Origin of the sequence: Arthrobacter ginsengisoli, assembly GCF_031456935.1 — a bacterium.
In the GTDB taxonomy this organism is placed as follows: Bacteria; Actinomycetota; Actinomycetes; order Actinomycetales; family Micrococcaceae; genus Arthrobacter; species Arthrobacter ginsengisoli.
On the sequence record NZ_JAVDVQ010000004.1, the window covers coordinates 85,536 to 106,610 of the forward strand.

General features: G+C 65.9%; 15 protein-coding genes. 8 read left to right on the top strand and 7 right to left on the bottom strand.

The window, feature by feature from the left end; genetic code table 11:
- Positions 1 to 2,914: 2,914 nt before the first annotated feature.
- The 5 genes from trxA to J2X01_RS06270 form a co-directional block, all read right to left on the bottom strand.
- A complete protein-coding gene (gene trxA / locus J2X01_RS06250) occupies positions 2,915 to 3,241 on the bottom strand; it encodes a thioredoxin (RefSeq protein WP_310051892.1) in 327 nt (108 codons plus the stop codon).
- Positions 3,242 to 3,274: 33 nt separating this feature from the next.
- A complete protein-coding gene (gene trxB, locus J2X01_RS06255; protein WP_310051894.1) occupies positions 3,275 to 4,231 on the bottom strand; it encodes a thioredoxin-disulfide reductase in 957 nt (318 codons plus the stop codon).
- 173 nt (positions 4,232 to 4,404) lie between these two features.
- Positions 4,405 to 6,042 carry an ABC transporter substrate-binding protein gene (locus J2X01_RS06260; RefSeq protein ID WP_310051896.1) on the bottom strand — a complete coding sequence of 546 codons (1,638 nt, stop codon included), beginning with the start codon at positions 6,040 to 6,042 and terminating at the stop codon, positions 4,405 to 4,407.
- 172 nt (positions 6,043 to 6,214) lie between these two features.
- Positions 6,215 to 8,257 (bottom strand): murein biosynthesis integral membrane protein MurJ, encoded by a 2,043-nt coding sequence (gene murJ, locus J2X01_RS06265; RefSeq protein ID WP_374724938.1) that lies wholly within the window; start codon positions 8,255 to 8,257, stop codon positions 6,215 to 6,217.
- Positions 8,258 to 8,338: 81 nt separating this feature from the next.
- Positions 8,339 to 8,887, bottom strand: a complete 549-nt coding sequence (locus J2X01_RS06270; RefSeq protein ID WP_374724939.1) for an NUDIX hydrolase — start codon at positions 8,885 to 8,887, stop codon at positions 8,339 to 8,341.
- 171 nt (positions 8,888 to 9,058) lie between these two features.
- On the opposite strand from J2X01_RS06270, the gene J2X01_RS06275 reads away from it, so the two are divergent.
- The 5 genes from J2X01_RS06275 (at position 9,059) to J2X01_RS06295 (ending at position 14,938) form a co-directional block, all read left to right on the top strand.
- Positions 9,059 to 10,525, top strand: coding sequence for a CCA tRNA nucleotidyltransferase (locus J2X01_RS06275; RefSeq protein ID WP_310051901.1), 1,467 nt, complete (start codon positions 9,059 to 9,061; stop codon positions 10,523 to 10,525).
- Positions 10,526 to 11,110 (top strand): histidine phosphatase family protein, encoded by a 585-nt coding sequence (locus J2X01_RS06280; protein WP_310051902.1) that lies wholly within the window; start codon positions 10,526 to 10,528, stop codon positions 11,108 to 11,110.
- Between the two features lie 634 nt (positions 11,111 to 11,744).
- Entirely contained in the window at positions 11,745 to 11,885 is a 141-nt protein-coding gene (locus tag J2X01_RS06285) for a hypothetical protein (protein WP_310051904.1), read from the top strand.
- A 151-nt stretch (positions 11,886 to 12,036) separates the two neighbouring features.
- Entirely contained in the window at positions 12,037 to 13,506 is a 1,470-nt protein-coding gene (locus tag J2X01_RS06290) for a glycosyltransferase family 87 protein (RefSeq protein WP_310051907.1), read from the top strand.
- The gene (locus tag J2X01_RS06295) at positions 13,499 to 14,938 is read left to right on the top strand and encodes a phytoene desaturase family protein (protein WP_310051909.1); all 1,440 of its coding nucleotides are present in this window, start codon (positions 13,499 to 13,501) and stop codon (positions 14,936 to 14,938) included. Before J2X01_RS06290 ends, J2X01_RS06295 begins: the two co-directional genes overlap by 8 nt.
- Positions 14,939 to 14,977: 39 nt before the next feature.
- Here the strand turns inward: J2X01_RS06295 and J2X01_RS06300 are convergent, their stop codons facing one another.
- Together J2X01_RS06300 and J2X01_RS06305 are read right to left on the bottom strand one after the other, a co-directional pair.
- The gene (locus J2X01_RS06300) at positions 14,978 to 15,679 is read right to left on the bottom strand and encodes an ABC transporter ATP-binding protein (RefSeq protein WP_310051912.1); all 702 of its coding nucleotides are present in this window, start codon (positions 15,677 to 15,679) and stop codon (positions 14,978 to 14,980) included.
- Between the two features lie 38 nt (positions 15,680 to 15,717).
- Positions 15,718 to 16,818: an ABC transporter permease gene (locus tag J2X01_RS06305; RefSeq protein ID WP_310051914.1), complete on the bottom strand. Its 1,101-nt coding sequence runs from the start codon at positions 16,816 to 16,818 to the stop codon at positions 15,718 to 15,720.
- Between the two features lie 188 nt (positions 16,819 to 17,006).
- Here J2X01_RS06305 and J2X01_RS06310 point away from each other — a divergent pair, with 188 nt between their 5' ends.
- The 3 genes from J2X01_RS06310 to J2X01_RS06320 all read left to right on the top strand — a co-directional run bounded on the left by J2X01_RS06310 (position 17,007) and on the right by J2X01_RS06320 (position 21,071).
- Entirely contained in the window at positions 17,007 to 18,356 is a 1,350-nt protein-coding gene (locus J2X01_RS06310; protein WP_310051916.1) for a sensor histidine kinase, read from the top strand.
- Positions 18,353 to 19,009, top strand: coding sequence for a response regulator (locus J2X01_RS06315; RefSeq protein ID WP_310051918.1), 657 nt, complete (start codon positions 18,353 to 18,355; stop codon positions 19,007 to 19,009). The genes J2X01_RS06310 and J2X01_RS06315 overlap by 4 nt, the downstream gene beginning before the upstream one ends.
- Before the next feature lie 67 nt (positions 19,010 to 19,076).
- Positions 19,077 to 21,071: a penicillin-binding transpeptidase domain-containing protein gene (locus J2X01_RS06320; RefSeq protein WP_310051920.1), complete on the top strand. Its 1,995-nt coding sequence runs from the start codon at positions 19,077 to 19,079 to the stop codon at positions 21,069 to 21,071.
- Positions 21,072 to 21,075: the final 4 nt, after the last annotated feature.

Sequence of the window (21,075 nt, forward strand, 5' to 3'; positions counted from 1 at the left end):
GTTGTGGCAAGTTCTGCCGGCCCACGAGGAGGCGAAAAGACAGCGAATGCCATCGTGGACGTCTCCGGTGTTGGAGCAATCGGTACTGCCGGTGAGCGGCAATTCTTCCCCGGCTGGTCGAGTGTCTTTGGGTCGGTTAGTCGGGTGTCGCCGCTATGGGTCCAGGGTGGGAGTGCCGCCCGCTCGAACGGACCCCGCCAACACTGTCGGCCGTTCACCCCGTTGTGGAGCGTTTGGGCGTTCGTGGAACCCAGCGTGAGCGCCCGTTCGACCAGGGCGGCTGCGCTCTCTTCCCGAGGAACTTGGGGCGTACAGCCTATCGATTGGTAGGGACAGGCATAGTCGGAAACCGAGAGCGAGTGACCCGGCCGGTCTGCCAAGCGCTCAGCCGAGTGCGCCGTAGACCGTCGGGATTCCGTTTTCCCTGTGAATGGCACTCGGAGTACTGTCTGACCGGGACAGCTCGAACCGGCGGGTCTGGGCCTTCTCAGTCCTGGTCGTTGAGCAACTGGTCCCCCGAACGAACCACCACTGGGACTTCCGGATCGTCCGCTGCCAGGCCTGAACTGCACTTCCGTCCTGACTCCAGCCCTGTTGGTGGCGGGCATTGCGAGAGCGACTGAGGTGCACCGACTGCGGCCAAACGGCCACACAGCAACACTGCCCCAGGCCATCGACAGGAACCTGCCCGCACTGCCAAACAGCCAGGTCCACAAGGCCCCACACTCCCAAGGATCAGTCCCCTGTGGCTCCCCCGACTGAAGGAGGCCCGGCAATGTAGCCGGCGTCGTGAGCTCCCTCTGCAATTCTGGCTGGAAACGATTGAAGACAGGAAGCGGGGCGGTCAATTATGAGGCCCACGCTTTCACTGCTGATGATGGCCTGGGCTTGTGAGAACATTGGCGTTTCACGTGAAACACCGATGCGAAGAACAGGTCAGCCCATGACCTACATGGAGGCCGAGCCTAGCCCTCTCCGCATTCGTCGTGCGTGTCTATCGTTGGACATGGCGACTAGTTCGGAGAAAGGCCAGCCAGCGGCATCCGGTGCATCCGGGGCCAAATTGATTTGTCCGCGATGGCAGACGCCGGGTACCGATCAATCAAGCCGTGGGTTCTGCGGCTGCAAAGCGGCCGCATAACACCTATTTGATAGCGAGATATCGAATATGTGTTGGCGGTCTGAGGATTACGACCCTATGGCAGCCGACCCATAGGGACAGCGGGACGACATCGACAGGAACCAGCCCCCACTGCCCACCGGGCCAGGTTCACAAGGCCCTGCTCTCCCAAGTATCAATCCCCCGCGGCTCCCCCGACTGAAGGACACCAGGCAATGTCGCCCGGCGTCATGGGCACCCTCTGCAATTCTGGCTCGAAACGGTCGAAGACAAGAAGCGGCGCGGCCAATCGTAAGGCCCCCGCCTTCACTGCTGGTGATGGCCTGGCTCATGAGAACGTGGGTGTTTCACGTGAAACACCGACGTGAACAACAGGTCAGTCCCTTGACCCAACTTGGAGGCCGTGCCTAGCCTTCTCAGCGTCCCTGGGGCGTGTCTACCGTTGATTATGATGGTGACTGGTTGCGATGTCGGCTGCTTCTGCCCCTGGGCGCGATCCATCCGGTGCGACCGGGGCCAAATCGATTTGTCTGCGATGGCAGATGCCGGGTAAACCGAGCCATTTGATCTAGGTCTCTTCTGCATCCGGTCGCCGCGATCAACTACTGGATAGTTGGATATCCCACAGCTTAGGGCAGCCTGATGGATTGGAATCCCCATGACAGGTGGATCAATTCCGGCAAGGCTAACCAACCGGCAGCCTGTTTCACATGAAACAGGACCGGCTACAACTATGCTGTGACGGCTGAGACCGCTCGTGACCCTTTACGCAGCAGCTGAGAAAGTGAATCTCCGCGAGTGGTCGGTGCCGAATGATCCGGTTCCGATTCTGGCCAATGCGGACTAATGTTCCCTCGCGGGCCGCACTGCTCCCCACGTGGCGCCTCCCTCGTCAAAGGTGTGGACACACCACATCACTGAGCTACAAGCCCACGTGTTCGTGCTCCACCGTCCCCTACTGGTTTCACGTGAAACATAGTCTGGACATAGTTGTCGCGGTGATTAGGCCATTCGGCTGTAGTCTCGACCGAATTCCGTTCGACGCTAGTCTTTAGGTCGCTAACCCACGATTGACACATACCGGGCGCTCAAAGGACGGCAAGCCGCGACGAGCGCCCAACCGGATCCTTTGCCAGTCTGAAATGTCTAACCTTAGGGAGAAGGAGAAGACTGGAGCACAAGACGACAAGCAGTCACCGAACGTACTCGATCTGCCCCCGGAATGCTCCAGGACTATTGCCTCCGATTCCGCACAGGGCAACCGCCATGACTGGTCCGTAGATTGACCCAGACTTCACGATCATGTTTCATGTGAAACACGATCAAACACCTGACGCCCCCGTCGGAACCGTGCAATAACGAAGTACTCTTCCGCGAGTACGGGCTGGGCGGTGTTTCACGTGAAACCCTTAGCGCCGTTATGTTTCACGTGAAACCATCAAAAGGGCAGGGCTCGGCTGCGGATTTCCGCCACCACATGGCCGGGCTGGTTCGAGCCGGCTCCCCCTGATACCGGCCGGCCCAGACGACATCACATCCCGGGCCCCAGAGGGGAACGGGCCCTGGGCTCCCTAGGGAAAGTTTCACGATCCGGATGGGAGGAGGCTGGCGAAAGCAGTGAGCAAAGGCAGTCGATAACTGCTGATATCGGTGGTTGGCCTCAGCTGTAGCGTTGGCGGTCAGCCAACGACGGCGGTATCAGCCCAACGGGTAAAAAAACAAAGTGGCCCCATTTCCCTGACGGAAGTGGGGCCACTTTGGCGTGGTCCGCGCTGGGCGCTGACCCACACGGAACTAGGACAAAACGTCCGCGAATTCCTTTTCGAAGAACTGCTTGGGACGGGCTCCGATGACAGTGCCCTTCACTTCGCCGCCCTGGAACAGGTAGACAGCGGGGATTGACGTGATGCCGTACTGGGCAGCGATCGCCGGATTGTCATCAACGTTCACCTTGACGACGTCCACCTTCTCGCTGTACTCCACGGAGATCTCGTCGAGGATCGGTCCGAGCTTGCGGCACGGTCCGCACCATTCGGCCCAGAAGTCCACGATGACCGGCTTTTCAGAAGCCAGGACATCGGTGCTGAAACTTGCGTCTGTTACGTCTTTAGCGTTGCTCATTGCCTGTTTCTCTCTGGTTGGTTGCTGCGCCGATTAGGCGTGGAAGTCTGCGAGGTAGTGCTCGACGTCGAGGGCGGCGACGCAGCCGGAACCCGAGGCGGTGATGGCCTGGCGGTAGCTCGGGTCAATTACATCGCCGGCGGCGAACACACCCTTGACGCTGGTCTTTGACGTGCGGCCGTCGACGGCGATCGTGCCTTCGGGGGTAAGGTCCAGCTTGCCCTTGATGAGTTCGGTGCGGGGATCGTTTCCGATCGCCACAAAGACGCCTGTGACCGCGAGTTCTGTTTCGGTACCGTCCACGAGGTTCTTCAGTCGAAGACCCGTGACCTTGTCCCCGCCGATTACATCCTCGACGCCGCTGTTCCAGACGAATGTGATCTTCTCGTGGGCGAGTGCGCGGTCGGCCATGATTTTCGAGGCCCGGAGGCTGTCGCGGCGGTGGACCACGGTGACGGACCTCGCGAACTTGGTGAGGAACAGTGCCTCCTCCATTGCGGAGTCACCACCGCCAATCACTGCGATGTCCTGGTCTTTGAAGAAGAAACCATCACAGGTTGCGCACCAGCTGACGCCGTGGCCCGAGAGCCGCTTCTCGTTGGGTAGGCCGAGTTCACGGTACGCCGAACCGGTCGACAGAATGATGGAGCGCGCCCGGAAGGTCTCCCCGGATCCGATGGTTACGGTCTTGATGTCGCCGTCGAGATCCAGTTCAGTGACGTCTTCAAACTGGATTTCAGTGCCGAACCGCGCGGCCTGCTTCTCGAAGTTCTCCATCAGGTCCGGGCCCATGATGCCATCCGGGAATCCCGGGTAATTCTCGACGTCGGTCGTGTTCATCAGTTCCCCGCCAGCGGTGACTGATCCTGCCAGGAGCAGCGGCTTCAGGTTCGCGCGCGCCGTGTACACCGCGGCGGTGTAGCCCGCGGGGCCGGAGCCTACGATGATGACATCACGTACGTCGGACGCGGTGTTTTCTGCGTTGCTCACTGAACGGTGAACCTCTTCCTTTGTCTATCCGCCCGCCTGGGTGGCCGGCCACATGGCACAACTACTACTTGGTGCTGAATATTCCGGTCAGGGCCGGTGCTGCACGAGCACACGGCCACTCAGGGGCCCTCGTGGCCGAACAACGGCCGGGCCCCATTGGATTTCTAACCCCGCTACTGGATCTTGATCTCAGCCAGACGCAGGCCGAATCCATAACGGGTCTTTGGCGCCGCCAGCTGAGGCAGGGTCTTGATCGAGACGATGACATACTGCGCTTTAGTGGGCGTCTGCAGGGGCATCGTCAGGTCCGAGGACGTGAAGCTGTTGCTGCCGACCTGCTTGGCGCCGTCGAGGGAGGGACGGTCGTTGGTGAAAACGCTGATGCTGCCGCCTGAGGCCCCCAACTGGCTGAGGGTTACCGAGGAAACCTCGGTGGGGTTCTTCAGTTTGACGACGAGCGGAACCTCCGCTGCGAGGCCACCCCAGTTGTCGGTGGCGAACTCCATGTCCGACCAGTAGCTGGCGGCATTGCCGTCGAAGGTCTTGACCAGGTCGCCGTCGTAGGTTCCGGCGAAATCGAAGTTGCCCAGCCGTGTGACGCCCGCAATTGCCGGCGGACCGGCAGCCGGCGCGGGGCTGGCGGTACCGGACGGCTTTGCCGTGCTCGGGGCGGGCGCGCTGGAGGTCGCACCGCCCGCGGCGGGCTGCGGAGTGGTCTTGAAGAGACTGCCGAGATTGGTCACGGCAAGAACCAGACCGACCACGAGGACCGCGGCCAGCAGTCCGCCGACCAACCAGCGCATGGAGCGTGGCTCGCGCCGGGGTTCCTCGTCCTTGCCGTAGTACTCGTCATCCGCCGCGGAGTCGCTACTCCGGGCCGAACCGGGGAAGAACCCGGGAGCGCGGTCCGCCGCGGCACCGCCGAGCGCGGCAGCAAACTCCGGCGCCTGTGCCTGGCGGGACGTCTGGGGGGCCTCGTCAGCGGGCTGATCGTAGTCGTAGTCGTCGTCGGACCACAGCGAAACCTTGGGGGCTTCGGCGGCAGCGGGCGGTGTGGAGTCACGTGCATTGGAGCGCGGCGCACCTCCCTGCACCGGCTGGGGCGCCGTGATCTCAGGGGCGGGTTTCTGGGGTGCTGCCTCGGCGGACGTCGCTATAGGGGAAGCCGCCGTGGCGGCGGCACCCGCTGCGGCACCTGCGGCGAGTCCCGCAGTCCCCGCTGCTCCGGCACCGGGCGACGCCGGCGGACGCGAGGGCACGCGCGCGGGCGAAGCCGGGCTGGCCGGCGTGACACGTGGTGCGGCGGGCGTTACGCGCGGTGCGGGGGGCGTGATGCGCGGTGCCGCGGCGGCAGAACGCTGGTTCTGCGCGTAGTTGATGTACCCGGCGTCTACTTCTTCATCGTCGTAGAGCCCATCATAGGTCTCGGGTTCATGGGAGCGCGGCTGGCCGAAGATTTCACTGCCCAGCGTGTCGGTGAAGAACGGCTCGACGTAGGGCGGGTTGGAAGACACGACCAGGTCCAGCAGGTCAGCCGCCGAAGTGTGGTTGGTAATAAGGTATGTGGTGGCGTCGCTGACCCCCAGGTCGAGGATCTGCACGCTGCCGGGACGCTCGCCGGTGGCGACTTCCCGGGCGCTTTGTGCCACTTGATCCGCATTGCCGGGCCCGGCCACCAGAATGCTCACAGGTCGGTTCAGCACCTGGTCCACGCCGTCCAGCACCAGATCCTGGTCATGCGAGGTCAGTACAGTGGCAGTGACCTTGTAACGGCCACCTAGTACTGATCCGACATCGATCGGGTGGGACACGGTTCCTCCTAGAACTGTCCGGGAGCTGCCGAACTGATCACTTCATCAGTGACCGCAGGTCCCCCGCTAAAGCCGGTGGATCCCTGGTCTGCAACTCCCCTTGTTAGTCTTCGATCCTAGCCGATGCTGTGTCCGCGCCGCGGAAACACGGCACCGCGTAACCTGCTGGTCGCTATTTTTTCTTCTTACCGCCGAACGGGAAATAGGGGTTGTGCCCTGCCGGGCCCTGATACGTCCTGCGCCCGGGCAGCGGGATCTCGCCGCGGCCCAGCCCGCCCTCCGCGGTGGTGGGAACGTCCTCGGCGGGCAGGTAACCGCCCTCCGGACCCGCGCGCCGGGCCCGTTCGTCCTGTTCGTCGAGGTCCGGGCCGGCACGGAAGGATGCCGCGTCGAACTCCCCTGAAATTCTCGGAATGAGTCCGGTGTCCACCGAGACAGTGGCCCGTTCCGGCCGTGCCCGGGGTGCAGCGGCGCCGTCGGGACGGTCAGTGTCCGGCGGCCCCGCCGGGCGGCGGCGCAGCCGGCCCAGCAGCGGCTGCGCCAGGTCGCTTAGCTCGGTTACGCGGAAGAGCTTCAGCAGCAGCAGGTACGCTGCCAGCATGACGGGTCCGACGACGACGATCGTCACGAGCGCGGCGATCGGGGTGCTCCAGGCGAACCCATCCGGGTTGTAGCTTCCCAGCAGCCACAAAGCCACAGCACCTGCCAGCGCGGATCCCAGTGCGGCGTAGCCCATCCGGATGTAGGAGTTGGCGATCCGTGGACCGTCCAGATGCCCCAACAGCCGGCGCAGGAAGACGGCGCTGAGGATCACAGACAGAATATTGCCGCCGGTATAGAGGGTCGCGATGGCGAAGATGATCTGGTCGAACGGGAGGAACTGGATCGCGAATGCGGCCACCACGTTCACGATTGCCAGCACCAGTTGGATGAAGAACGGTGTCCGGGCATCCTCATTGGCGTAGAACACACGCGACATCATGAAGTTGGCGCTCATGAACGGTGTGCTGAGGGCCAGGATGGTCAGCGTCTGGGCCAGCATCACGCCGTCCTGCGGCTCACCGCCGGAGAAGAACATCCCCAGCGGTCCGGCCAGCGCGAACAGGGCCAGGGCCCCAAAGACTGTCGCCACGGCCATGGTCCGAAGTCCATGGGAGAGCGCGTTGCGCAGCGCAGCGCGGTCCCCGTCCTGCGACGCCCGGGTCATCCGGTTAAACAGCACGGTGGCCAGCGAGAGCGCAATGATGGAGTGCGGAAGCAGGTACAACTGGCTCGCCACTTCCAGCACGGCGTTGCCCGGCAGCGTGTCGGCGGCCGGGTTCCCCGCCTGTTCCAGCCGCAGCCGTTCCGCACCGGGGATCGTGGCGATGCGCATGACGTAGAGGAAGGCCAACTGCCCGACGGCGGCCGTCGCCAGGGTCCAGACGCTCAGCCTGGCGGCCTGGCCCAGGCCCACCCCGCGCCAGCCGAAGCGCGGCCGCAGGCCGAGCCGGAGCCGGAACACCGGAATCAGCAGAATGGCCGTCTGGGACACGACACCGATGGTGGAGAATCCAGCGATCAGGAAGGTCTGGGTGGAGTCCCACGTGTCGAGGGTGTGCGGGTTCGCCACGTTCGTTCCGAACGTCCAGATGAACATGCCGAGGCCGGCAATCGCTACGATATTGTTCAGGATCGGGGCCCACATCGCGGGCCCGAACGCGCCGTGGGCATTGAGCACTTGGGTTAACAGGGCGTACAGGCCGTAGAAGAAGATCTGCGGAAGGCACCAAAAAGCGAAGGACACCGCAAGGGCCTTCTGCTGCGGGGAGTAGCCCTGTGTCGTCAGCTCAATCACCCAGGGCGCCAGCAGCGTCACCAGCAGCGTGAGTGCCAGCAACACCAGGACCGCCAGCGTCAGCAGCCGGCTGATGTAGTCCGCTCCCTTATCCGGAGCCTTGCTCGCCCTGATGATCTGGGGCACCAGGACGGCATTGAAGACGCCGCCCGCCACGAGAAGGAAGATCAGGTTCGGCAGGTTGTTGGCGTTGATGAATGTGTCGTTGACCGTGGAGCCGAGGCCCAGGGCGGCGGCCAGCATCCATGTCTTGCCGAAACCCAGGAAACGCGAAACCAGCGTTCCGGCGGCCATGATGGCGCTGGAACGGACTTCTCCGGATTGGACAGCTTTGGAATCGGCAGGGCCGGAGGCAGGGGTGGGTTTGGCAGATGACATTGTCTTCATCGTCTCACCCGGACGAGGCTTTAGGCGCTTTCGGCGCCCAAATCAGCAGGTTTTCCGGGCCCGGGCATGGCGCTAGCGGCGTTCCGGCAGAACTTCCTTGGCGAGGTCGGCGATACGGCGTTCATTCGGGAACGAGAGTTTCCGTGCCAGTTCATGAATCGGAACCCACGCGACGTCCACGGCTTCCTTGTCAGGGTCATTCTCGATCGTCAGGTTCCCGCCCGTGGCCTGCAGCAGGTAGTGGTGGACCGTCTTGTGGACGCGGTGGCCGCTGACCGTGAACCAGTAGTCGATGCTGCCCAGCGGCGCGAGGATCTTTCCCTCGATACCGGTTTCCTCCGCGATCTCACGCACGGCTGCTTCCTCGTTGCTTTCCTTGCCTTCCGGGTGGCCTTTCGGCAGGCACCATTCCAGCCGCCCGCCGCGATTAAGGCGGGCGATGATCGCAACCCGGAGCTCGGCGTCGGACGTGTCCACGACAACGCCGCCGGCGGAGATTTCCTCCACAGTGGGGAGCGAGGCCTGTCCGGAGTGCTGCACCGGCGCGACATGGGCACCGATTGCCGAAGGCAACGGTGCGTTTGTCCTCCTGCCGGGAGCGCTCGGTACGGGATGGGCCATGAAGTCCACTCTAACGACTCTTGTCCGCTCTTGATGACCTAAACATGGCAGGAAAGTGGACGGCCGGGAAAGTGGATCGCCCGGAGCGCCTCCGTGTTTAGCGCCAATGGCCGGACTCCGGGAAGGATTCGGTGTGGTGCTGGCCGGGATTTCTGACAAGCTTAAGAAACTATGGCGCACGCACATCACGAGACTGACCCGCAAACTGTTGATTTCCAGGTAGACCCTGTGGTTCTGGAGCTTGGGCAGCGATTTGTCGACGCCGGCCATGAACTTTCCCTGGTGGGCGGCCCCGTCCGTGACCTCTTCCTGGGCCGGGTATCCCCCGATCTGGACTTCACCACCGACGCCACTCCGGACCAGACGGTCGCCTTGATCAAGAAGTGGGCTGACAACTATTGGGAAATCGGCCGCGCCTTTGGCACCATCGGGATGCGCAAGGCCGGTTTCCAGATCGAAATCACCACCTACCGCGCCGAGGCGTACGATCCCGACTCCCGCAAACCCGTCGTGGCGTTCGGAACGTCGCTGACGGATGACCTCCTGCGCCGCGACTTCACGATCAACGCCATGGCTTTGCGCCTCCCGGCGTTGGAGCTGGTGGATCCGTTCGGCGGTGTCCGGGACCTCCACGCCTCTATCCTCGCCACCCCGGGCGCCCCGGAAACCTCCTTCTCCGACGATCCGCTGCGGATGATGCGCGCCGCCCGTTTTGCCGCCCAGCTGGGCATCACGGTGCACGAGGACGTCCGCGCCGCCATGTCCCGGATGGCGCAACGAATCACCATGATCTCCGCGGAACGCGTCCGCGAGGAACTGGTCAAGCTCATCTGTGCCGCGCAGCCCCGGCCCGGAGTGGACCTGCTCGTGGATACCGGACTGGCCGATTTTGTCCTGCCCGAGGTTTCCGCCCTGCGCCTCGAGTCGGATGAACACCACCGGCACAAGGACGTCTACCAGCACTCGCTCCAGGTCCTGGAGCAGGCCGCCGCGCTCGAAACGGATGCCGACGGAGCCGTGCCGGGGCCGGACTTCGTGCTGCGGTTCGCGGCTTTGATGCACGACGTCGGTAAGCCCGCCACGCGCCGTTTCGAGCCCGGCGGCGCGGTGAGCTTCCGGCACCACGACATGGTCGGCTCCAAACTGACGTCGAAACGGATGAAGGCGCTGCGCTTCGACAATGACACCATCAAGGCCGTGGCCAAGCTGGTGGAGCTCCACATGCGCTTCTATGGCTACGGCGATGCCGGCTGGAGCGATTCCGCCGTCCGCCGCTATGTCACCGACGCAGGCCCGCTCCTGGAGCGGCTGCACCGGCTGACCCGCTCGGATGTCACCACCCGCAACCAGCGCAAGGCCGAGCGCCTCGCCTTCGCCTACGACGATCTCGAGGCCCGGATTGCGGCCCTGCGCGAGCAGGAATCCCTCGAGGCCGTCCGCCCCGACCTGGACGGGGGCCGGATCATGGAACTCCTGGGCCTCAAGCCGGGTCCCGTCGTCGGGCGGGCCTACAAATTCCTGCTGGAGGAACGGATGGAGCACGGGCCGTTGGATCCCGCCGTGGCCGAGGCAAAACTACATGAATGGTGGACTGCCCAGCCCGAGTCCGCCGTCGCACTCTCAACCGAGGAGTCCTAAGTGATTGCACCTTCTAACAGCCCCCGCCCGCAGCTGTGGATCCTGCGGCACGGCGAAACCGAGTGGTCCAAGAGCGGCCAGTACACCGGTCTAACCGACCTCCCGTTGACTGTGGAAGGGGAGCAGCAGTCCGTGGAGGCACGCAAGGTCCTCGACGGCGTCGACTTCGACCTGGTGCTCACGTCCCCGCTGCGCCGTGCCCGCCGGACCGCTGAACTGGCCGGTTTCCCCGACGCCCAGCTGGAACCGCTCGCTGTGGAGTGGGACTACGGCGACTACGAGGGCATCAGCTCGGACCTCATCCGCAAGGACAACCCGGAGTACCTGATCTGGACCCATGGCGTGCCCAACGGCGAAGCCCTCGACGACGTCGCCGCGCGCGCTGACAAGATCGTGGCACGAGTGCTGGAATCCGGCCTGGACAATGTGCTGATCGTGGCGCACGGCCACTTCTCCCGCATCCTCACCGCGCGGTGGCTGGGGCTCGATCCGCACGAGGGCCGGCACTTCATCCTGGGAACCGCGAAAGTCTGCACGCTCGGCTGGGATAAGAAGACTCCGGCAGTGGTCCGCTGGGGCCTGTAAATACGGTTTAGGAAATAACTTCAGGAAAGTTTATGAATTCAGTAGTCAAGTGCTGCATTCATGATGTATTTTTATTTCTGACCCCAGAGCGTCCTGCCGGGGTCGAGGCGCACGTTGCCCGGCCATTGTGCCGGCGCCGCGGCATAACAGAAAAGGAGGTTGGGAGAAATGATTACTTTGACTAGCGGACGGATGTATTTCGGCACCGCCACCCCGGCCTCTGTTGCTGAACCGCGCCAAAATTTCGGCCCGACCGCCTCCTGACCCTCCGCTCCCGCCAGGTTTCTTTCACCTGGCACCGGGAGCCACGGCGGTACGGCACACCCATTCCCGGGTGCGCCGTACCGGCCAGGCGGAACCACGCGGTTGCGCAGCTTCCCTAGAGATCGGAACCCAGCTTCTTGGCGGGGTTGCCGCACGCTCTCGTTCAGGGGCCATCCTTTAGCTTTTGCGAAATCTTTTAGCGCCGGGCAATTCCACGCCTAATTGCGCCCTTTTCTTCCTCAATTCACAGAGGCGTTAATTGGCATGCCCAATTACTCGCACATTGATACCAATGAAGGGGTCCACCGTGACTACTGCCAGCACTAATGCCCGATCGCGCAGCACGAGCCGCCGGCGGGAGGTGACCACCATGAAGCAGAGACTCCAGACGGTCCTGCGCCAGCTCCTCAAGCCGGCCCCCAGGCACACGACGCTGTTCAACGGACAACTCCTGGACCAGAAGCGTGAGGACGTCTACGTCGTTATGCACCAGAACGGCCTCATCCGCTGAAGCAGGTCAGGGTCATCGACGGAGGACCCGATCACGGCCATCGGAACAGATCCGCAAGAAGCCCACGCGGCGACGCGTGGGCTTCCCCTTTAATTCGCTTCCAGGACCCCGCCCGCCAGACGCCCGGCGCGGCCCCGGTAAGCTCGGGGGCATGCAGGAGACAAAGCCGCCGGAGCACCGCCGACGTGTCCGACTGGTCATCCCGAGCCGCAGCGACCCGCTGCTGAGGAATTTCACCGAACTGATAGGCGGACCCATGGGACGCCGCTCGGCTCCCGGCATCGTCTCCCCCGGATTTTTTACCGTCGAACGCGTCCTGATCCTGCTCACCGTTCTGGCAGCCGTGATCGGCATCCTGCTCAAGTCCTTTTGCCGCAGCAATGGTTGGGAAACCCCGGGCCAGTTCTATGCGACCTGCTATTCGGACTTCCCGGAGCTTTTCAGGAACCGCGGACTGGGCGACGGCGCCTTCCCGTTCATCACGGAGGGGACGTTCTTCGAGTACCCCGTCCTGATGGGCCTCATCGCCGGCGCCACGGCCCTGCTGGTGCCGGGCGAGGGCGTCTCGGCCAGCCGCATCCTGGCCTATTTCGACATCAACGCCGCCCTGATCCTGGCCGTGTGGATCGTCACGGTACTCGCCACGGCACGGATGGCACGCCGCCGGCCGTGGGACGCGGCCATGGTGGCGGTGGCCCCCGGCATCATCCTGGCAGGCACCATCAACTGGGACATGTGGGCCGTTGGTCTGTTGGCCCTGGGCATGTATTGCTTCTCCCGGAACAAACTCGTGCTGGCCGGGATCTTCATTGGGCTGGGGACGGCAACCAAGCTCTACCCGGTGCTGATCCTTGGCGCGGTCCTGCTGCTGGCCCTGCGCACCGGGCGTATCCGGGCCCTCGTCGTCACGGCTGGCGCCGCCGCTGCCGCATGGCTGGCCGTCAACGTCCCGGTCGCCCTCGCCAACCCGGAGGGCTGGAGGTACTTCTACGAGTTCACCCAGGACCGGCCCGCCGGCTACAGCTCGCCGTGGTTTGCCTACAACCTCGTCGCCGACCGCCTGGGCTGGTTTCCCTTGCAGCCGGAGGCGATCAACACCCTGGCCATGAACCTCTTTGTGCTGGCCTGTGTGCTGATCGGCCTACTGGCGCTGGCCGCGCCCCGACGGCCCCGCCTCGCGCAGCTGGCCTTCCTGATCGTCGCGGCGTTTATCCTGACCAACAAGGTCTACTCACCGCAGTTCGTCATCTGGCTGATCCCGCTGCTTGCCCTGGCCCGGCCGCGCTGGCGGGACTTTCTCATTTGGCAGACGTTCGAGGTGCTGCACTGGGCCGCCGTCTGGATGTACCTCGGACAGGTGACGAGCGGCGGCGTTTCCCAGCACAATATTGATATGCCCTACTACGTCCTCGCCGTGGTGTTCCATATGACCGCCACCGCCTACCTGATGGCGCGGGTGGCGTGGGAGGTCTGGGACCCCGGCCATGACGTGGTCCGCCGGTACGGGATGGATGATCCGCAGGGCGGGCCGTTCGAAGGCGTTCAGGACCGGTTGCGGGTGGATCTGCAGCGTCCCTCGGCGTCCGTGCTGCCCTGGCAGAAAGCGCCCGCGGATGCCTGATGTCGCCGTCGTTGGATCAGGACCGAACGGCCTCGCGGCGGCGGTGACACTGGCCCGCGCGGGACTGAAGGTGCACGTCTACGAGGCGGCGCCCACCGCGGGAGGAGGGCTGCGGACGGCCGAACTGATGGAGCCCGGCCACTTCCATGATGTGTGCTCTGCGGTGCACCCGATGGCCCTGGCCTCGCCGTTCTTCCGGCAGTTCCAGCTGTCCCGGCGGATCCGGCTTGAGATTCCCGACGTCTCGTACGGCACGCCGCTTGACGGCGGCCGGGCCGCGCTGGCCTACCGCTCACTCGAGCGAACGGTTGCCGGCCTCGGGCGCGACGGCCCCGCGTTCGGGCGGCTGATGGCCCCGCTTGTGCAGCGGGCGGACGGCGTCACGGACCTGACCCTGAACCAGCTCCTGCGGGTACCGCACGACCCGGTGGCGGCCGCCCTGTTCGGCGCCCGGGTCCTCGAGCAGGGCTCACCCTTGTGGGGCGCCAGATTCCGGGAGGAACTGGCGCCGGCGCTGCTGACCGGCGTCGCCGCGCATGCGGTGGCGCAGCTCCCGGCCCCCACTCCCGCCGGAGCGGGTCTCATGCTGGGGACGCTGGCCCACACGGTCGGTTGGCCCGTCCCGGCAGGCGGGTCCGCGGCGATCGCGCAGGCCCTGGTCGCGGACATTGAAGCCCATGGCGGGGCAGTGGAAACCGGGGCACGGATCGGATCCCTGGCGGAGCTGCCTCCGGTTCGGGCCGCACTGCTGGACGTGGCGCCCCCGGGACTGCTCAGACTCGCGGAGGGCAGGCTCCCGGAGCGGTACCGCCGCGCCCTTGAGTCGTTCCGGTTCGGAAACGGGGCCTGCAAGGTCGACTTCATTCTTTCCGGCCCGGTCCCCTGGGCGGCCCCCGGATTGGCCGACGCCGGCACGGTCCATGTCGGTGGCACGCGTGCGGAGATGGCCGAGGCGGAGAAAATTGTCGCCGCCGGCCGGCATCCGGAGCGGCCCTATGTCCTGGTCTCCCAGCCGTCGCGCTTCGATGCTGGACGCGCACCCGAGGGCCGGCACATCCTGTGGAGCTACTGCCATGTGCCCGCCGGTTCCACCGTGGACATGGCCGAGGCCGTGATCAGGCAGCTGGAGCGCTTCGCCCCGGGATTCCGTGACCTGGTGGTCCAGTTCCAGGTGACGACTGCGGCGGGGCTGGGCTTGTACAACGAGAACTACGTCGGGGGGGACTTCAGCGCCGGCCTGATGGACCTTCGGGGCATCATCCGGCGGCCCGTGCTGGGCCCCGTACCCTGGCGGACTCCGCTGCGCGGTGTGTACCTGTGTTCCTCCTCGACGCCTCCGGGCCCCGGGGTGACCGGCATGTCGGGATTCCATGCCGCCAGATATGCCTTGAAGGACATGTTTGGCCTCACCGTGCCGTCCCTCGGGATCTAGGGTCCCAGCGGAGCTCAGCCCGAGGGCCTCAGCCGGACCTCAGGTGAGGGCCGGACTCACGGGCTGCGGGGAGGAGAGCCGGCCGTCGCGCATGCTGGCCACGGTGTCCGTCAGCGGGACGAAGCCGGTGTCGTGGGTGACCATGACGGTCGCCAGCCCGAACTCGTCCGTGACCCGGCGCAGCAGCCGCACAATTGCCTCGCTCCGGTCATGGTCGAGGGCGGCCGTCGGTTCGTCCACCAGCAGAACGGCAGGGTCCCCCATCAGGGCGCGGGCAATATTGACACGTTGACGCTGACCTCCGGAGAGCTGGTGGGGTCTTTTCCCGGCTGCCGGCGCCAGCCCGACCAGGTCCAGGAGCGCGGAGGCGCGGCGGGTGGCGTCCTTCACCGGTTGGCGGCGAAGATGGGCGGCGATCACCAACTGCTCCAGCGCGGTCAGGGACGGCAGCAGGTTCGGCTGCTGGAAGATGATGCCGATTTTGTCCCGGCGCAGCGAGGTACGGTCCGCATCGGTCAGTCCGCCGCTGTCGGCCCCGCCGACCACCACGAGCCCGGCGGTGGGCCGGACCAGGGTGGCGGCGACGGCCAGAAGGGAGGATTTTCCCGATCCGGAGGGGCCAATGAGGGACAGGAACTCCCCCGGGGCGAGTTTCAGGTTGACGCCGTCGAGTGCTTTGAGTGTGCTGTCGCCGTCGGGGTATTCCAGTGTGACGTTGACGAGGTTGAGGGCCGTGTTCATGATGTATGCCTTTCGGTGCATGCTTGGGCTGCGGGGTGCTAGTTTCCGCCGAGGGCCAGGAGCGGGTCCACCCGGATGATGCTCCGGACCGCCAGCGCCGCCCCGGCCAGGCCCAGCACCACGATGCCTGCGACCGGCAGCAGGGTGGTCTGCGGGGACAGCAGGAACGGGGCGGCGCCGGCGGCGAGGGCTCCCCCGGCCACACCGAGCATCCCGCCGGCCGCGGCGCCGGCAAGGAGTATGACCGCGGCCTGGACCATCGCGTCCGTGAGGACATAGCGGGAGGACCCGCCGAGGGCCTTGAGGACGGCGACGTCGCGGGTGCGCTGCACCGTCCACACGGTCAGGAAGGCCACGATGACCAGGGCTGAGATCCCGTACAGAAACGCCTGCATGAGCAGCAGTGAGCCGTTTTCACTTTTGTAGGAGCCCAAGGCCTGGAAGGACCCCTCCCGGGTGGTGCTGACCGTCCCGGCCGCCGCGTTGGCGGCATCGACGCCGAGTTTCCCGCCATGGGTGGTGACGGCGATGACGGTCGCGGCGGCGTCAGTGCCGGAGATGTGCGCGAGCCTCCGCCAGTCGCCCAGGGTGGTCCAGACAACGCCGGTATGGGAGTACCACTGGTCCGGGACAACGGCGGAGACGGTCAGTTCGGTGCCGCCCACAGTGGCGCGGCTGCCGGACTGCAGTTCGAGTTCCTCGGCGAGGCTGCTGCCGATCACAATCGTGCCCTCGGCCACCGGGGCGGGCGCCAGACCGTTGCCCGGGGATCCCTCGGTCCCGAACACAGCCACGCTGGCCGTCCCGGAAGGCGTTCCCGCCGGACCGATCGCCTGGAACCGGCTCTGGCTGATGCCCAGCAGCTCGGCGTGCTTCACGCCCTCCCTGGAGGTCCACTCTGACAATTGTTCGAGCGTCACCTCGGACTCCGTAAACGACGCCTTGGCGCTGTCTCCGGCGGGGGCTCCGAAGACAATCTGGTCAGCGGGCAGTGCGGCGAGGGCCGACGTCGACTGGTTGCCCAGACCGGCGGTCAGCCCGGAGAGCAGCACGAGCAGCAGGGTGATGAGCGCGACGACGCCGCCCATCAGAATAAAGCGTCCTTTGGCGAAGCGGAGGTCGCGGAGAGCGAGATACATGTCAGTCCTTTTCAAGGGGTTTGTGGCCTTATTCCAAGCCTTCCGCGGCGGCGCGTCGCCGGCATCGCCCGCCCGGTGGAGACTGCGGGCCGGAGCGGTTGACCCGCGGGTCAACCAAAAGGTTGATACCGGTCAGCGGGCAGGCATTTACGCCGGAATCGCCCCCCGCTCCGCTATACGCTGAAGGAATGGACGAATTGGCCACCGGCGGGCCGGCAGTGACCGCCACGGCAGGAACAACGCAGACCGCGGTGATTCTGCGCGTCCTGCGGGTGTGCCTTCACTGCGGCTTCGCCGTCCTGCTTTCGGTCGCCCTGGTGCGGCTGCTGGGGGCGGGACTCCAGGGCACTGACTGGCTCACCCTGGGCCTGGCACTGATTCTTGCCGCGGTCTACGTGCTGGGCACCGTCCTGGAGAAACGCCACTCCGCAGATCCGTCCCAGTTCGACCCCCGGCCGTATTCGCACCTGTGGCTGGGTGGTGTCTGCATGCTCTGGCTGCTGTTGATCTGGTCCAGCGCAGACTTCGTGTGGCTGGCCTTTCCACTCTTCTTCCTGCAGCTGCACGTGCTGCCCTTACGGCTGGCACTGCCGGCGATTGCCCTGAGCACTGTTCTGGTCATCGCGGCACTATGGTTCCACAACGCGGGAGTGGAGGGCGGTGCGCTGCAGCTGCCCATGGTGCTGGGGCCGGCCTTCGGGGCAGCCTTCGCCGTGGTCACCGGGCTGGGGTACCGGGCGCTCTATGTGGAGGCGGAAAATCAGCGGTTCGCCGCCGAGGAGCTGCGCCGGACCCGCGCCGAACTGGCGCGCAGCCAGCACAACGCCGGTACGCTTGCCGAGCGGGCCAGGCTGGCCCGCGAAATCCACGACACCCTCGCCCAGGGTTTTTCCAGCATTGTGCTGATGGGCCGCTCGGCGGAAAAATCGCTCGACGACGGGGACACCGCCACGGCCCGGGACCGCCTCCGGACGGTCCAGGAGACGGCCTCAGCCAACCTGGCCGAGGCACGCAACTTTGTCCGCGGCCTGCAGCCTCCGGGCCTCGCGGAAAACCCCGCGGAGACCCCGTCCCCGGCGGATGCCCTGGCGGATCCGCTGGTGACCAGCCTGCGCCGGCTCTGCGAAAAGACTGAAACCGAGGCGGCCGCCCGGGGCGCCCGGCTGCGCTGCCGCTTCGACCTGGAGGGAACTCCGGTGCAACTGCCGAATCCGTACCGCACCACCCTGCTCCGGGCCGCGCAGGCAAGCCTCGCGAACGTGTGGGTGCACGCCAGGGCCGGCACCGCCGTCGTGACGCTGTCCTTCCTGGGCAGTGAAGTGGCGATGGATATCTACGACGACGGCACGGGCTTCGACCCCTCGGCGGTCGCGGACCCCGCCGGGCGTCCCGACGGCTCGGGCTACGGGCTGAAGTCGCTTCAGGAGCGGGTGGCGGCACTGGACGGCAGCCTGGACATCGAATCCGCCCCCGGTGAGGGAACGGTGGTGGCGATCCGGCTGCCGCTCGGTGACGCCCCGGCACGGAACGAACCATGAGCGAGATCCGCGTCCTGCTCGTCGACGACCACCCAGTGGTTAGGGCCGGGCTGAGGGCAATGCTGAGCGATTTCGAGGGCATCGCCGTCGCAGCCGAAGCGGCCGACGGCGGCGCGGCGCTGGCCGAACTCTCCCGGCTCCATACCCTCGGCGAGCCGGTCGACGTCGTCCTCATGGATCTGCAAATGGGCACCGGCATGGACGGTGTCACGGCGACCGGCAGGATCAAGGCGGGCGAGGCCGGCCAGCCGGCACCGCCCGTGCTCATCCTCACCACCTATGACTCCGACGCCGACATTCTCGCCGCCGTGGAAGCCGGTGCGAGCGGCTACATGCTCAAAGACGCGCCGCCGGAACAGATCCGCCAGGCGGTGCTCTCCGCCGCGGCGGGCCAGACCGCCCTGGCCCCCGAGGTGGCCGCCCGGCTGATGGGCCGGATCCGCAATCCCGACCCGGTCCTGTCCGCCCGCGAGATCCAGCTGCTGGAACTGCTCGCCACCGGCCTGGGGAACCGGGCCATCGCCAAGCAGCTGTTCATCTCCGAGGCGACGGTCAAGACCCACCTGGTGCACATCTATGCCAAGCTCGGCGTGGACAACCGCACGGCCGCGATCTCCGTGGCCGCTCAGCGCCGGATCATCCGGCGCTTCTGAGTCCGGGCGCCGCCGGGAAGCATCGTGTGACAGGGGTTTTGCCTGCCGCACGGTGCATAATGGCGCGGTGGGGAACATATCAAAACTTTCAGCTGTCCTTATTGGTCTCATTCTGGGCGCCTCGCTGGTGGCCTGCGACGACGGCAGTGCCGGCGCGCAGGACGCGGCGAAGCAGCTGGCGTCCGCTGTCTCGGCGCTCGACGTGGGCTCCGTCGCCTTCGACGGCAAGGACTCGGGCGCGGCCCATGAGCAGCTTCACGAGGTATTCACGGCGCTGGACCCGGTCAAGCCCGCGGTGGAAAACGGCGAGCTGACGCTTGAAAAGGACACGGCCACGGTCCCGCTGAACTACACCTGGAAGATCGGCTCCGGCGAGTGGAAGTACACCACCTCCGCCGTGCTGAAGAAGTCCGGCGACCGGTGGCTGACGGTCTGGAACCCGGCCACCCTGGTCCCCGGGCTGGCGGCGGGTGAAATCCTCGGCACCTTGTCCCAGTCCCCGGCGCGGGCGGAGATCCTGGGCGCCGGTGACGCCAAGCTGGTCACCTACCGGCCGGTCGTGAACGTCGGCATCGACAAACCCCTGCTGGCATCCGCCGATCCGGCGGCGTCCGCCACCCAGCTCGCCCGGCTGGTGGGAGTGGACCCCGCGGCGTACACCCAGCAGGTCCAGGCGGCCGGACCCGAGGCCTTCGTCGCTGCCATTACCCTGCGCGAGGACGGCCGGACCATCACCGATGACCAGATCAGCGGGATTCCCGGCGCCCGCGCCATCCGCGACTCCCTGCCCCTGGCACCCACGCGCACCTTTGCCCGCGCGCTGCTGGGCTCCGCTGCCGAGGCGAATGCCGAACAGATCGAGAAATCCGGCGGGACGCTCAAAGCCGGCGACACCACGGGCACCGGTGGTCTGCAGCAGCAATACGACGCGCAGCTGCGCGGCAGCAACGGAACCCAGGTTTATGCCGAAAAGGCCGGCCTCACCGCCGAGGAACGGCAAACCTTGCTCAACGGTGGCCGCCGGGTCCTCTTCCAGACCGACATGAAGGTGGGAACGCTGCTCAGAACGACCCTGGATCCCAACCTCCAGCAGCTGGCCGAGGATATCCTGGCGAAGGTGGGCCCGGCGTCCGCCATTGTGGCGCTCCGGCCCTCGAGCGGCGCCGTCCTGGCCGCCGCCTCCGGACCGGGCAGCAACGGCTACGACACCGCACTGCTGGGTCAGTACGCCCCCGGGTCGATTTTCAAGATCGTGGACTCCCTGGCCATGATCCGCAACGGCATAACCCCGGATTCCAGCGTGGAATGCCCCGCGACCCTGACAGTGGACGGCCGGACGTTCAAGAACGCCGAAGGCTACCCGGCCTCCTCGCTGGGTTCCGTGACCTTGCGCGATGCCTTCGCGCACTCGTGCAACACCGCGTTCATCAACGCCCGCGAAAGTGTCAGCCAGGCCCAGCTGGAAGCTGCTGCCACCTCCCTCGGCGTCGCCGTGGAAGCCCCGACACTGGGGGCGGGCGCGTTCCTGGGCTCGGTTCCGGGCGACGCCACGGGGACCGAGCATGCCGCCTCGATGATCGGCCAGGGGAAGGTGCTGATGTCCCCGCTGGCCGCCGCCATCATGGCCGGCTCGGTCGCCAAGGGTTCGCCCGTGTCGCCGCAGCTCGTCGTGAACCCCGGAGCCGGCGAGGCAGCAGCGGACGCCGCAGCCTCCCCGTCCGCCGGCCCCACGGCGTCAGGCATCGCGCCGGCGTCGTCCGCCCCGGCCCCGGCGAAAACCTCCGGTACACCGGTCACCGCAGCGGAGGCCGCCGCCCTGGCGGACATGATGCGCGCAGTGGTCACCTCCGGCCACACCGGCTTCCTCGCGTCCGTTCCCGGCGCCCCGGTGGCGGCGAAGACCGGAACCGCCGAATTCGGTTCCGAGAACCCGCCCCAGACCCACGCCTGGATCGTGGCCGTGCATGGGGACCTCGCGGTCGCCGTGTTTGTTGAGGAGGGCGGGCTCGGTGCCACCGTCTCGGGTCCGCTCCTGAAGGAATTCCTCACCGCTGCCGGCTGAGTGC